14 protein-coding genes are annotated in these 12,253 nt (G+C 61.9%); 10 read left to right on the forward strand and 4 right to left on the reverse strand.

All coding sequences use genetic code 11. The features are described from left to right. Nucleotides 1-21: 21 nt before the first annotated feature. Both ACNA1V_RS00600 and ACNA1V_RS00605 read right to left on the reverse strand, forming a co-directional pair. Nucleotides 22-519, reverse strand: coding sequence for a TRAP transporter small permease (locus ACNA1V_RS00600; protein ID WP_415831629.1), 498 nt, complete (start codon nucleotides 517-519; stop codon nucleotides 22-24). Nucleotides 520-621: 102 nt separating this feature from the next. Beyond that, nucleotides 622-1,596 (reverse strand): TRAP transporter substrate-binding protein, encoded by a 975-nt coding sequence (locus ACNA1V_RS00605; protein ID WP_415831630.1) that lies wholly within the window; start codon nucleotides 1,594-1,596, stop codon nucleotides 622-624. A 222-nt stretch (nucleotides 1,597-1,818) separates the two neighbouring features. Between ACNA1V_RS00605 and ACNA1V_RS00610 the strand changes: the two genes are divergently transcribed. From ACNA1V_RS00610 to ACNA1V_RS00655, 10 genes are all read left to right on the forward strand, one after another. Continuing rightward, nucleotides 1,819-2,238 carry a group II truncated hemoglobin gene (locus ACNA1V_RS00610; RefSeq protein ID WP_415831631.1) on the forward strand — a complete coding sequence of 140 codons (420 nt, stop codon included), beginning with the start codon at nucleotides 1,819-1,821 and terminating at the stop codon, nucleotides 2,236-2,238. Between the two features lie 64 nt (nucleotides 2,239-2,302). Beyond that, nucleotides 2,303-2,977 carry a 3-deoxy-D-manno-octulosonic acid kinase gene (locus ACNA1V_RS00615; RefSeq protein ID WP_415831763.1) on the forward strand — a complete coding sequence of 225 codons (675 nt, stop codon included), beginning with the start codon at nucleotides 2,303-2,305 and terminating at the stop codon, nucleotides 2,975-2,977. Between the two features lie 249 nt (nucleotides 2,978-3,226). Continuing rightward, nucleotides 3,227-4,264 carry a polyamine ABC transporter substrate-binding protein gene (locus tag ACNA1V_RS00620; protein ID WP_415831764.1) on the forward strand — a complete coding sequence of 346 codons (1,038 nt, stop codon included), beginning with the start codon at nucleotides 3,227-3,229 and terminating at the stop codon, nucleotides 4,262-4,264. 21 nt (nucleotides 4,265-4,285) lie between these two features. After that, nucleotides 4,286-5,416 (forward strand): ABC transporter ATP-binding protein, encoded by a 1,131-nt coding sequence (locus ACNA1V_RS00625; RefSeq protein WP_415831632.1) that lies wholly within the window; start codon nucleotides 4,286-4,288, stop codon nucleotides 5,414-5,416. Next, nucleotides 5,416-6,351: an ABC transporter permease subunit gene (locus tag ACNA1V_RS00630; RefSeq protein ID WP_415831765.1), complete on the forward strand. Its 936-nt coding sequence runs from the start codon at nucleotides 5,416-5,418 to the stop codon at nucleotides 6,349-6,351. Before ACNA1V_RS00625 ends, ACNA1V_RS00630 begins: the two co-directional genes overlap by 1 nt. Next, nucleotides 6,348-7,151, forward strand: coding sequence for an ABC transporter permease subunit (locus ACNA1V_RS00635; protein WP_415831633.1), 804 nt, complete (start codon nucleotides 6,348-6,350; stop codon nucleotides 7,149-7,151). Before ACNA1V_RS00630 ends, ACNA1V_RS00635 begins: the two co-directional genes overlap by 4 nt. Further along, nucleotides 7,148-7,507 carry a Spx/MgsR family RNA polymerase-binding regulatory protein gene (locus tag ACNA1V_RS00640; RefSeq protein WP_415831634.1) on the forward strand — a complete coding sequence of 120 codons (360 nt, stop codon included), beginning with the start codon at nucleotides 7,148-7,150 and terminating at the stop codon, nucleotides 7,505-7,507. The genes ACNA1V_RS00635 and ACNA1V_RS00640 overlap by 4 nt, the downstream gene beginning before the upstream one ends. Nucleotides 7,508-7,679: 172 nt before the next feature. Next, nucleotides 7,680-8,366, forward strand: a complete 687-nt coding sequence (gene rpiA, locus ACNA1V_RS00645) for a ribose-5-phosphate isomerase RpiA (protein WP_415831635.1) — start codon at nucleotides 7,680-7,682, stop codon at nucleotides 8,364-8,366. A gap of 209 nt (nucleotides 8,367-8,575) precedes the next feature. After that, nucleotides 8,576-9,331, forward strand: coding sequence for a phosphate signaling complex protein PhoU (phoU, locus tag ACNA1V_RS00650; RefSeq protein WP_415831636.1), 756 nt, complete (start codon nucleotides 8,576-8,578; stop codon nucleotides 9,329-9,331). Between the two features lie 208 nt (nucleotides 9,332-9,539). Then, nucleotides 9,540-9,875 (forward strand): 5-carboxymethyl-2-hydroxymuconate Delta-isomerase, encoded by a 336-nt coding sequence (locus ACNA1V_RS00655; RefSeq protein WP_415831637.1) that lies wholly within the window; start codon nucleotides 9,540-9,542, stop codon nucleotides 9,873-9,875. A gap of 70 nt (nucleotides 9,876-9,945) precedes the next feature. Here the strand turns inward: ACNA1V_RS00655 and ACNA1V_RS00660 are convergent, their stop codons facing one another. Together ACNA1V_RS00660 and argA are read right to left on the reverse strand one after the other, a co-directional pair. Beyond that, the gene (locus ACNA1V_RS00660) at nucleotides 9,946-10,218 is read right to left on the reverse strand and encodes an oxidative damage protection protein (RefSeq protein WP_415831638.1); all 273 of its coding nucleotides are present in this window, start codon (nucleotides 10,216-10,218) and stop codon (nucleotides 9,946-9,948) included. Nucleotides 10,219-10,575: 357 nt separating this feature from the next. Continuing rightward, nucleotides 10,576-11,934 (reverse strand): amino-acid N-acetyltransferase, encoded by a 1,359-nt coding sequence (gene argA / locus ACNA1V_RS00665; protein WP_415831639.1) that lies wholly within the window; start codon nucleotides 11,932-11,934, stop codon nucleotides 10,576-10,578. Nucleotides 11,935-12,253 lie beyond the last annotated feature (319 nt).

A 12,253-nucleotide genomic window follows, 5' to 3' on the forward strand; every position in this document is an offset into this window, starting at 1 on the left:
GAGGATTCCGTATTCAGTCCATCAACCTTGCGCGTCATTGCGCTCAGGCGCAGCGGCGTCGCGGTCGAACAAGCGGGCAAAGACCGCAATGGCGGCCAGGGTCGTGCCCACGGGAATGGACAGATAAATCCAGGAAATCGAAATATCCAGGCTGGGCATGCTCTGGAAGCGCACGCGGTGGGTCATTTGTCCGCCGATCCAGGCCAGGAACAGCAGGAATCCGGCACAGATCAGCGCCAGTACCCATTCCAGAATGCGCAAGGGCGTGCCCTTGAGGCGTTCGCGCAGCATTTCGACGCTGATCATCGCGCCATGGCGGAAGGCCAGGGAAATGCCGAGCATGACCGTCCAGATCAGAACGGCGCGGGTCAGGATTTCGCTCCAGTCGGAGGGGGCTTGCAGGACGAAGCGCGTAAGCACCTGGTAGAAGGCGGTCGCGACGGCGACGAGCAGCAAAACCTGAGTAATTAGGGAGACCGCGCGGAACAGCACACGGTCGAACAGGCAGAGCAGACGCATGATAAAGAGATCTCGGGAAGAGAAACGCCCGAGGTTGCGGTGCAACACCGGGCATGGCTAGGGGGCGCCTGGGGCGCCCCCGCAGTCCTGGCTCAGGCCAGCTTACTGGGTGTCCTGAATGGACTTGATCAATGCGGCGCCATAGCGCTTTTCGTAATCCTTGTAGGCCGGTTGAACGGCTTTCTGGAATGCGTCGCGGTCGATATCGGTGGTGATTTGCATGCCGTCGGCGCTGAGTTGTTCCAGGCCCGTCTTTTCGACGTTATCGACATAGTCACGCATGGCCTTGGCGCCGTCGATCGCCGCTTGTTTGAACAGCGCCTTGTCGGCATCGCTCAGGCCTTCATAGACGGAGGGCGAGGCGATGATGACGGTGGGGGCATAGACGTGCGAAGTCAGGGACAGGTGCTTCTGGATCTGCGACAGCTTGGCCGAGACGATCACCGACAACGGGTTTTCCTGGCCGTCGATGGTGCCTTGCTGCAGGGCGGTGGCCACTTCCGGCCAGGCCATAGGCGTGGGCAGCATGCCGATTTCACGGAAGGCGGCAATGTGTACCGGGTTTTCGGTCACGCGGATCTTCAGGCCCTTGGCATCCGCAGGCGTGCTGACGGGGCGGACGTTATTGGTCAGATGGCGGAAGCCTTGCTCGCCCCAGGCCAGCGCGACCAGGCCGCGTTTGGAGAAATCTTCCAGCATGCCTTCGCCGATCGGGCCGTCCAGGACGGTGCGGGCGTGATCCAGGTCGCGCATCAGGAAGGGGATGTCGAAGACGCCCGTGGAGGGCACGAAGTTCAGCGTGGCGCCCGTCGAGACGATCGCCAGGTCGATGGTGCCCAGCTGCAGGCCTTCCAGCACTTCGCGTTCGCCGCCCAGAGCGCTGTTGGCGAATTGCTGCACGGTAAAGCGGCCGTCGCTGGCGTTTGTGAGGGACTGCGCGAAGGCTTCGCCGCCGGCGCCATAATGGGACTGTTGCGACAGCGCGTAGGCCATCTTCAGAGGGGCAGCGGCGCTGGCCGGTGCGGTGGCGATGATGGCGACGGATGCCATGGCGATGGCAAGCCAGTTCTTACGCATGGTGAGTTTGCTCCTGATCCTGAGGGGAAGGCTGCCGACAGCGCTGGAAGAGGGGTGGGCAGCGCGGTGGGAACCAGAATTTTTTCAGTGCAGCGAGGGGAGAAGCTATCGTGCAGCACCCCCAGGAGCTGGCCGCGCATCGGTTACCATGCGGATCACGCCAAACCGGCGGCAGCTGTAATATCTTAATAATAATACTACGCATGGTATGCAAGGTTATTCATGAGTCGCGTGCAACCCATTTTCGAACCCTATGATGCCAGCCGCAGCCTCTACGAACATCTGGGGGGAGAGCAGGGTGTGCGTGCCATCGTGGACCGGTTCTATGACCTGATGGACCTGGAAGACGACTTTCGTGAACTGCGTGCGGTACACGGTCCAAGCCTGGACGAGGCGCGCGATAAACTGTTCTGGTTCCTGAGCGGATACTTCGGCGGCCCGGATCTGTATATCAGCCGTTTCGGGCATCCGCGCCTGCGCGCAAGGCACATGCCGTTCCCGATCGGCATCAAGGAGCGGGATCAGTGGGTCGCCTGCATGGGCCGCGCCCTGGTGGATGAAAACGTGCCCGAGCCGCTGGTCGATCGGCTGGTGCATACCTTTTTCGGCGTTGCCGACTGGATGCGCAATCGTGAAGGCTGACACGCATGACCCGGCCGCACTGAACGGCACGGGCGAGTATATCGTGCGCTGGCACGATGGCGCCATGATGGTCGATCCCCAGGTGGGCATGCAGTGCAGTGAGGCGGCCGGGGCTGAGCCCGGGCCGCATTGGCTGGCGCCGCCTGACGGTGCACAGCCGGTCGGGGCCGGTGGCCGCCAGGCCGCCTGGTATGTCGAAGGTTGTTTCGGGGCCGCCGTGTTACGGGGCTACCGGCGCGGCGGCCTGCTGGCGCGCATCAATCGCGACCGTTACCTGTGGCAGGGCGAGGATTTCACCCGGCCCTTCCGCGAATTCCGCCTGCTGGCCGCCATGCGGGCCGTCGGTCTGCCGGTGCCTCAGGTGCTGGCCGCCGGTTATTGGCGTAGCGGCCTGTGGTATCGGGCAGCCTTGCTGACGCGCCGCATTCCCGGCGCCGTGCCGCTGGCTCGGCGCCTGGAGGATAGCTGCGCCCTGACGCTGGCGGCCCAGGCGGTGTTCGATATGCACCAGGCGGGGGTCTATCACGCGGACCTGAATGTTTACAACCTGATGTTCGACACGTCCGGCGCGGCCTGGATCATAGACATGGACAGAGGACGACTGGGCCTGGACGAAACCCAACGGCGGGAAACCCTCGCGCGCCTGCGGCGCTCGTTTCTGAAAGTGGGGGGAGAGGCCTTGGGTGGGCAGGCCTGGCAGATATTCTCGGGCGCTTACATGCGTTGCACGGCGGCCTGACGCCAGCAGGGAACGCCGTGGATGGACTGGCCCGCCGGCCCGAGGCCGTGAAGCCGGTTGATGCGTGTCGATTTCTTCACATTTTTGCCCGTTCTCACCGGCAAAAGGCTTTATGATTCGGGCTTTTCACACATGCGGATTTTCGCGGGGGTCATCATGGGGGAAGAAATCCTGAACGTGTCGCGCAGGCGTGCGCTCGCGGGCGCGCTGGCTGGCGCGGCGCTATCGGTGGCGACCCTATCGCCGGCCATGGCGCAGGATAATAAGGTCGTTAACGTCTATAACTGGGCGGAATACACGGCACCGGATACCTTGTCGGGCTTTGAGGCCGATACCGGCATCAAGGTGCGTTACGACGTCTATGACAGCAACGACATGTTGCAATCCAAGCTGCTGGCCGGCCGTTCGGGCTACGACGTCGTGGTGCCGTCCACGCACTATGCCGCCCGGCAGATCCAGGGCGGCCTCTACCAGAAACTCGACAAGAGCAAGCTGCCCAACTGGGAGCATCTGGACCCCGACCTGATGGCGCTGGTGGCGACCGTCGATCCCGGCAACGAATACCTGATCCCCTGGGGCTATGGTACCAATGGCCTGGGCTTCAACGTGACCAAGGCCAAGGAAATCCTGGGCGAGGATGTTGATCTGGCTGATTGGAAATTGCTGTTCGAGCCGGAAAATGCTGCCAAGCTGCAGCGCTGCGGTATTTCCATCCTGGATGAAGCGGCACAGGTCTTTCCGGCCGTATTGCACTATCTGGGCAAGGATCCCAACAGTAGCAATCCTGACGACTACCAGGAAGCAGTGGAGGTCCTGAAGAAGATTCGCCCGTACGTTCGCCAGTTCAGCTCGTCCGGTTATATCGACGAACTGGCCAGCGGCGATCTCTGCATGGTCTATGGTTTCTCGGGCGATGTCATGATTTCCCGTCATCGCGCCAAGACCTCGGGGCAGAAGTTCGAGGTGGATTACTTCATCCCGGCCGGCGGCGCGCCGGCGTGGTTCGATACGATGGCAATTCCCAAGGATGCGCGCAATGTGGATGCGGCTCATGCCTTCATCAACTACATTGAAACGCCCAAGGTGCATGCGGCCATTACCAACCACATGTTCTACCCCAATGCCAACAAGAGCGCGCGCGAATTCGTGAACCCGGAAGTGGCGAACAATCCCATGATCTATCCGGCCCCCGAAGTCGCACAGACCTTGTACGTGATCAAGCCCCAGCCGCCGCGGATCCAGCAATTGCAGACCCGGCTCTGGAACTCCCTCAAGTCCGGACGCTGATTTAACAGGCTTTTGAACATCATGGTGGAAAACCGCGCCCCGGTGCAGCCCTTTGCTGTGGATCCGGATGATTTCGTGCAACTTGTCGATCTGGTGAAGATTTTTGACGAAACGGTGGCTGTGCGTTCCGTCAATCTGTCCGTACGGCGCAATGAGCTGTTCGCGTTGCTGGGCAGCTCGGGCAGCGGCAAATCGACGCTGCTGCGCATGCTGGCAGGCTTCGAGCAGCCGACCTCGGGCCAGATTCTGCTCGATGGCGTCGATATCGCCAGGGTGCCGCCGTACCGGCGGCCGGTGAACATGATGTTCCAGTCCTATGCGCTGTTCCCGCACATGACGGTGGAGGCCAATGTCGCCTTCGGTCTCAAGCAGGAAGGGGTGGATCCGACGGAAATCCACGAGCGTGTCTATGAGGCGCTGGACCTGGTGCAGATGGTGCCGTATGCCAAGCGCAAGCCCAATCAGCTCTCGGGCGGGCAGCAGCAGCGGGTGGCTTTGGCGCGCAGCCTGGTCAAGCGCCCCAAGCTGCTGCTGCTCGACGAGCCCATGTCGGCGCTGGACAAGCAGATTCGCCAGAAAACCCAGATTGAGCTGGTGCGCATCCTCAATCAGGTGGGCGTGACCTGCATCATGGTGACGCACGACCAGGAGGAGGCCATGACCATGGCCGACCGCCTGGCGGTGATGACGGATGGCGAAATCGTCCAGTGCGGCACACCGCAGGATGTCTATGCCTTCCCGAACTCGCGTTTTGTCGCGAGCTTCATTGGTTCAACCAATATCTTCACCGGAACCATCGTCGTGGATGAACCGGATCACGTGGCCATCGACTGCGAGGAGCTGGGGCGGCAGCTGTATGTCAATCACGGCATCAGCGAGCCGCTGGGCATGGAAGTCTATGTGTCCTTGCGGCCGGAAAGCGTGCTGGTGCGCCGGGAGCAGCCGGCCGGCGAGGTCAACTGGGCGCGTGGCGTGGTCAGCCACATGGCCTGGCTGGGCAGTTATGCGCTCTACCAGATCCGGCTGGATTCCGGCAAGGTCGTGGAGGCCAGTGTGCCCGGCCTGATGCTGGCCCGCGAAGATGCCCCCGGCATCGACGACGAGGTGTATATCACCTGGGATGCCGATAGCGGCGTGGTGCTGGCATCATGATGTTCAAACGCTGGCGCCATGAGCGCTCGGGCCTGCCCAGCCTGTCGCGGCTGCTGGCCATCGTGCCACCCTATCTGTGGCTGGCGCTGACTTTGCTGGTTCCTTTCCTGCTGGTGCTGAAGATCAGCTTTGCCGACCAGGACTTCGGCCTGCCGCCCTATACGGCGCTGGCCGAGTTCAAGGAAGAGGCCTTGCATGTTTCCCTGCATTTGCGTGGTTACCTGCTGCTGCTGAACGACTCGCTGTATGTCGCCACCTACCTGAATTCGCTCAAGATGGCGGCCGTCACGACGGTCTGGTGCATCCTGATCGGCTTCCCGCTGGCCTATTACATCGCGCGCTCTGCGCCCGCCGTGCGCGGCCTGCTGCTGTTGCTGGTCATCCTGCCGTTCTGGACCTCGCTGCTGTTGCGGGTCTATGCCTGGGTGGGCATTCTGCGCAACGATGGCCTGCTGAACAGCTTGTTGCTGTGGCTGGGCATCATCGACGCGCCCATCCCGATGTACCGCACGGATTTTGCAGTGTATGTCGGCATGGTCTATGCCTATCTGCCTTTCTTCATCCTGCCGCTTTACGCCACGCTGGTGAAACTCGACAACCGCTTGCTGGAAGCGGCCTACGACCTGGGCGCACGGCCATGGTCGGCCTTCATTCATGTCACTTTGCCTATGGCCTGGCCGGGTATCGTGGCGGGGGCACTGCTGGTCTTCATTCCGTGCGTGGGGGAATACGTCATTCCGGAAATGCTGGGCGGCGCCGATACGCTGATGATGGGACGCCTGGTCTGGGATGAGTTCTCACGCAATTCGGATTGGCCGGTCGCGGCTTCCATTACGGTGGTGATGGTGCTGTTCCTGCTGGTGCCTTTTGTCTGGTTCCAGCGCAACCAGATGCGCCAGATGCGGGTGGCGGGCGATGTGGAGGACAAGGCATGAAGCCCAATCCCTGGCTGCGCGCGCTCAGTTTCGTGCTGGGTTTCGGCTTTCTGTACCTGCCGCTGCTGACGCTGGTCGTGTTTTCCTTCAATGCTTCGGAGATGGTGACCAAGTGGAGCGGTTTTTCGCTGCGCTGGTACCGTGAACTGCTCAACGATGATGTGCTGCTGTCGGCGGCGTGGCTGTCATTGCGCGTAGCCGCCATGACGGCCACCATGGCGGTCATCATCGGCACCTGGGCAGGGTATGTGCTGGCGCGCATGCGCCGCTTTCCCGGCATTTCGCTGTTCGTTGCCATGATCAGTGCGCCGCTGGTGATTCCCGAGGTCATTCTGGGGATCTCGCTGCTGCTGATGTTCGTGGAGCTGCACAATCTGACGGGCTGGCCGGAGGGGCAGGGGGTCTTTACCATCTGGGTCGGGCATGTGGTGCTGGCCACTGCTTATGTGGCGGTGATCATCCAGTCACGCCTGCGCGAGTTTGACCGCTCCCTGGAAGAGGCTGCGCTGGATCTGGGCGCGACGCCCTTGACGGTATTTTTCCGCATCACGCTGCCCCTGATCGCTCCGGCACTGGCGGCCGGCTGGCTGCTGGCATTCACGCTGTCGCTGGACGATGTGGTGATTGCCTCGTTCCTTTCGGGGCCGGGCTCGACATTGCTGTCCCCGGAAATTTTCGCCCGTGTGCGCCTGGGGCTGAAGCCCGAGGTCAACGCGCTGGCCACTATCTTTATTGTGGCGGTAGGTATATGCGTGCTCATTGCCTATCGCCTGCAAAAGCGCAAGGAGATCGCGTCATGAGTCTGGTTCTTTATGGTCTGAACAAGTGCAGTACCTGCGTCAAGGCGCGGGCCTGGCTGGACAGCCATGGGGTCGCCCATACGTTTGTGGACTATCGCGACCACCCCATAGACCCGGCACTGCTGCGCGATTGGGCAGCGCAACTGGGCGGCTGGGAAAAACTCGTGAACCGGGCCTCGATGACCTGGCGCAATCTGCCGGAATCGGCGCGCAGCCCGGATGGCGATGCCGCCTGGCTGGCGCTGATTGCCGAATACCCGGCGCTGGTGCGTCGTCCGGTAGCGGTCGATAGCCAAGGCAAGGTGGGTGTTGGTTTTCGTGAAGCCGCGTATGCGGCGCGCTTTCTGTCTGCGTGAGCGCGATCGGGCGGGCATGGTCTGGCATTGCCTGCCCGCCAGGCGGATAGCGCAGGCGTTGCCTGGCGGGTACAGGCTGCACCGGGCACGCGACGCGGGTTCAAGCCGGCTGCCGTTCAGGCCGGGTGGGCGTATGATGTTTTCTCTTTTTTCTGACTGACAGGTTTCATTCATGTTGTCGCAGCAACAACTCAAGCAGCAGGCGGCTGACGCCGCTTTGGCATATATCGAACCCATGCTGGGTGCCGACGTCATCATCGGTGTCGGGACGGGTTCCACGGCAGACCTGTTCATCGACGGCCTGGCGCGTTACGCCGGCCGTTTCCGGGGTGCAGTCGCCAGTTCCGTGCGTAGTGCGGAGCGTCTGGCTGGTCATGGCATCGCGGTGCTGGATCTCAATGATGTGACGCATATGCCGGTTTATGTGGACGGCGCCGATGAAATCGACGCAGGCATGAACATGATCAAAGGCGGCGGTGGTGCGCTGACGCGCGAAAAAATCGTGGCCTCGGTGGCGGAGCAGTTCGTCTGCATCGCCGATGAAAGCAAGCTGGTCGGGCGCCTGGGCCGCTTTCCGCTGCCGGTGGAAGTGCTGCCCATGGCGCGCGAAGCCGTCGCGCGTGCCTTGCACGGTTTCGGTGGCACGCCGACGCTGCGCGAGGGGTTCGTGACGGATAACGGCAACGTCATCCTGGATGTGGCAGGGCTGGAAATCACTGACCCGGCGCGCCTGGAGCAGGAAATCAACAATCTGCCCGGAGTGGTCACCTGCGGCCTGTTTGCGCTGCGTGGCGCCAACCTTGCGCTGCTGGCCGGGCGTGACGGCGTACAACGGTTGTTGCCGGGTGCGCGCGGTTGAAGAACGGTGGCCATGCGGTGTATGGCGCGTTCATGAATTTGTCATGATTAGGTCATAAGATCTCTTTCTGACATAAGGCCATCAGAGGCGGGCGCCTGAATGGGCGCTCCTGCGCACCGGCATGGGCGATTGAGCATGCCGCAGCGCAAACGCCTGGAGGTGGCCGGCGTTCTTCACATGGATCGTTTTGAATAGGCAGGGATCACAGGATGAGTGAGCATACCAACAGGCAGTTTGCGACGGATCTGGAAACCATCCGTTCCCAATTCCTGCAGATGGGCGGTGTCGTTGAAGCGATGATCAGCGAAGCAGTCGATGCGCTGGCCGGTAACGACCCGGTGCTGTTCGAGAAAGTGCGTGAGCGCGAAAAGGAAGTCAATCGCCGCGAAGTGGAAATCGACGAGCGCATTGGCCTCACGCTGGCGCTGCATCAGCCTACCGCCATTGACTTGCGTACGCTGCTGGCCGTCTCCAAGATGCTGACCGATATGGAACGTTCGGGCGACGAGGCTGACAAGATCGCCTCGCTGGCCCGCCGCATCCACGATTCAGAGCAGCAACGCATGCCTGTGATCGAGCTGCGTCATATGGCCAATAGCGTAGTCACCATGCTGCGTCAGACCCTCGACGCCTTCGCGCGCCAGGATGCGGTGCAGGCTGCTGCCGTCGTGCGCAGCGACAAGGAAGTGGACCGCGAATGGAAAGCCGCGCTGCGCCATTTGATCACCTATATGATCGAAGATCCGCGCACGATTTCGCGTGCCATTGACATGATTTTCGTGGCGCGCGCGCTTGAGCGCATCGGCGATCATGCCAAGAACATGGCTGAGCGCGTGATCTATATGGTGCACGGCGCGGATGTGCGTCATACCGGCGTGAAGAATGCCGAGCGTACGGCGGCTGGTGAAGAACCCATCAGCATTCACGAAAAACAGGCCAGCGACAGCAATAACGCGCAATCCTGAGGTGTCTGCGTGTCGCTCTGCCGCGTCTGAGCGGTGAAGCGGGGCGATACGCGGCAAACGCATTTCGTCTGCCCGGACGTCTGTCCCCTTGCGGGGAACAGGCTTCCGGGCAGTATGCTATTGCAAGCAGGCAAGCAGGCAAGCAGGCAAGCAGGCAAGCAGGCAAGCAGGCAAGCAGGCAAGACAGCGGCTTTTCAAGGAGGGCGACATGCCACATTGCATTATCGAACATGCCGCGGCACTGGATGGCCGGAGCCTGGTCAGGCAGGTGTTTGCCGGGGCCATGGATTCGGCCTTGTTCGAACCGGATGGCAGTGATATCAAGGTGCGGGCACAAGCCTATGACGCCTATTGCGTCGGGGCTGACTCAGCTGAGTTCATTCATGTCACGCTGCGCTTGCTGGCAGGCCGCACCGATGAGCAGAAGCAGGCGTTCGCGCAGGCGGTGCTGGCGCAGTTGCAGGTGCTGCCCTTGACACATTGTTCCGTCACGATCGAGGTGCAGGATATCGAGCGCCGCAGCTATCTCAAATGGCTGGCCTGAGTGCATAGCCAAGGCGCTGCGGCAGAAACCGGGCCGGCCAGCCGGTGGCCGGTGCCCGGTAGCCGAGACATCAGGCGGAGGGCGGCACGAAGCCGTGAGCTTCGACCTGGCTGTCTTCGAACAGATGGCGTTCCATTTGCTGCGTCAGATATTTGCGGGCACGAGCGTCGGCCAGGTTGAGGCGGTTTTCATTGACCAGGCGCGTCTGGATGCCCAGCCATTCCTCCCAGGCTTCCTTGGAGATGCTCTCCCAGATGCGCTGGCCCAGCGCGCCGGGGTAAGGCGGGCGTTCCAGGCCCTCGGCTTCTTTCTTCAGTTTGACGCATTGGATCATACGGGGCATCGCTGTACCTCTGGAAATAACGTGCGTTGCGCCTGCCGGCAAGCAGGCCGGTCGATAGGCGCAGCGGGCCGGGCGCGGCAGCGCCCGGGGTGAAAGGGGAAGCATGGCGGTCATGCAGCCATGCCTGCATTCCCGGGATTTTAAATGCCCGGCAGCGGGATGAGCGGCATAGCCGTTAGGTTTGCCGGGGTATATCAGACCAGGGCGGCGTTAACCTGCCATGCCCAGCTGCCCAGGCAGCTTGGGCCTTGGGCCGGTGTTGGCCGGGATGCGCCGGCGGGGCAACGCTTGTAGGCGTGCGCGTGGCACGGGCCCAGGCGCTGCTGCCCTGGCGGGCAGGCAGCGCCATAAGGACGCCTACAGGCGCTTGATGAACACCATGCTGTTGCGCGAACGGTTGTAGTTGGCCTGGCGTTCGCGCGGCAGGTCGGTAATGCCGCCCTGGACAAAGCCGCGCTTGATGAACCAGTGCGAGGTCCGTGTGGTCAGCACGAACAGCCGCTTGAAGCCGCGTTGGCGCGCCTGGGTTTCGATATGGCGCAGCAGTTTGTCGCCGCCGCCTTCGCTTTGCCATTCCGGGTGGACGATCAGACAGGCCATTTCCGCCATCTGTTCCTTGGGGAAGGCATGCAGCGCGGCACAGCCGTAAATCACGCCATCGTGTTCGAGCACGCTGAAATTGTCCACATCGCGTTCGATGGTGGTACGGCCGCGCGGCACCAGTGTGCCATCGGCCTCCAGCGGTTCGATCAGTTGCAGCAGCGCGCCGACATCATCCAGTGTGGCCGGGCGCAGGTCATCCAGCGTATCTTCGACCACCATGGTGCCCACGCCATCGTGGGTGAAGATTTCTAGCAGCACGCTGCCATCCAGCGTGAAAGGCACCAGATGCGCACGCGCCACGCCGCGCTTGACGGCCAGGGAGGCATAGCGCAGCAAATAGGCAGTGACTTCATCGAGCGCGGAGGTGGCCAGCAGATTGTCGGCATCTTCGCGCGCCAGCTCGGTATCGACGCTGCCGTCCGGATTGTGCACCGTGGTGTTTTCCGTCAGGAAAATCAATTTCTCGGCACGCAAGGCGACGGCGACGCTGGTGGCGACTTCCTCTACCGCCAGGTTGAAGGCCTCTCCGGTAGGAGAAAAGCCCAACGGGGAAATCAGTACGATGGAGTCATGGCTGATGGCAAAGCGCAGGGCGTCGATGTCGATTTTGCGCACTTTGCCGGTATGTCCGTAATCGACGCCGTCGATGATGCCGGCGGGCCGCGCAGTGACAAAGTTGCCCGAGATCACGCGGATATGCGAACCAGACATGGGGGTGTTGGGCAGCCCCTGGCTGAAGGCTGCTTCGATATCCAGGCGGATTTCGCCGGCAGCTTCCTTGGCGCACTCCAGTTCGGCGGCATCCATGGGCTGCAGGCCCAGGCCGAAGCGGTTGGCATAGCCTTTCAGGCGGAGCTGTTCATTGACCTGGGGGCGTGAGCCATGCAGCAGCACCATCCGGATGCCCAGCGCGGACAGCAGCGATAAATCCTGTACCAGCGCGTTGAGCGCTCCTTCCTGTACCAATTCGCCCCCGAAGGCCACGACGAAGGTTTTGCCTCGAAATGCATGTACATAGGGCGCAACGTCGCGGAACCATCGCACGAATTGCGCGGGCGCAAATTCAGGAGCTTCCTGGGCAGAGAGAATTTCTGGTACGGGGTCGTCGGGCATGTCAGGCTAAGACTTGAAAATGGGTAGGAAGGAGGCTGGAGGATCCGTGGCAGGCAGCGGAGCGCAGGGCAGAACAGACAGCGGGACAGAAAGACAGCAGAAGATCTGACCATCGCTGGTGCCGCAGGACGTCGTTGCTGCGCCAGTTAAAACAAGGCCGGCCCAGGGGCCGGCGGCAGGAATCCGGGAAGCGGATGCAGCCCGGACAGGAAAATTATAATATCTGCCAGCGGCCAGCGTGCCGTTTGGATGCTGCAAAATGCCCGCGCTGTGTTCGAACACAGACAAGAGGTCCCGCCTGCGGTATCCGCGCCAGTTC

Source organism: Kerstersia similis (assembly GCF_965139615.1).
GTDB lineage: Bacteria > Pseudomonadota > Gammaproteobacteria > Burkholderiales > Burkholderiaceae_B > Kerstersia > Kerstersia similis.

Coding starts and splice junctions, on each gene's coding strand:
- ACNA1V_RS00615 (WP_415831763.1), top strand. CDS start 2,303: ATGATGGTCGATCCCCAGGTGGGCATGCAGTGCAGTGAGGCGGCCGGG.
- ACNA1V_RS00660 (WP_415831638.1), bottom strand. CDS start 10,218: ATGCCCCGTATGATCCAATGCGTCAAACTGAAGAAAGAAGCCGAGGGC.
- ACNA1V_RS00600 (WP_415831629.1), bottom strand. CDS start 519: ATGCGTCTGCTCTGCCTGTTCGACCGTGTGCTGTTCCGCGCGGTCTCC.
- ACNA1V_RS00625 (WP_415831632.1), top strand. CDS start 4,286: ATGGTGGAAAACCGCGCCCCGGTGCAGCCCTTTGCTGTGGATCCGGAT.
- ACNA1V_RS00610 (WP_415831631.1), top strand. CDS start 1,819: ATGAGTCGCGTGCAACCCATTTTCGAACCCTATGATGCCAGCCGCAGC.
- rpiA (WP_415831635.1), top strand. CDS start 7,680: ATGTTGTCGCAGCAACAACTCAAGCAGCAGGCGGCTGACGCCGCTTTG.
- ACNA1V_RS00635 (WP_415831633.1), top strand. CDS start 6,348: ATGAAGCCCAATCCCTGGCTGCGCGCGCTCAGTTTCGTGCTGGGTTTC.
- ACNA1V_RS00605 (WP_415831630.1), bottom strand. CDS start 1,596: ATGCGTAAGAACTGGCTTGCCATCGCCATGGCATCCGTCGCCATCATC.
- ACNA1V_RS00630 (WP_415831765.1), top strand. CDS start 5,416: ATGTTCAAACGCTGGCGCCATGAGCGCTCGGGCCTGCCCAGCCTGTCG.
- phoU (WP_415831636.1), top strand. CDS start 8,576: ATGAGTGAGCATACCAACAGGCAGTTTGCGACGGATCTGGAAACCATC.
- ACNA1V_RS00640 (WP_415831634.1), top strand. CDS start 7,148: ATGAGTCTGGTTCTTTATGGTCTGAACAAGTGCAGTACCTGCGTCAAG.
- ACNA1V_RS00620 (WP_415831764.1), top strand. CDS start 3,227: ATGGCGCAGGATAATAAGGTCGTTAACGTCTATAACTGGGCGGAATAC.
- ACNA1V_RS00655 (WP_415831637.1), top strand. CDS start 9,540: ATGCCACATTGCATTATCGAACATGCCGCGGCACTGGATGGCCGGAGC.
- argA (WP_415831639.1), bottom strand. CDS start 11,934: ATGCCCGACGACCCCGTACCAGAAATTCTCTCTGCCCAGGAAGCTCCT.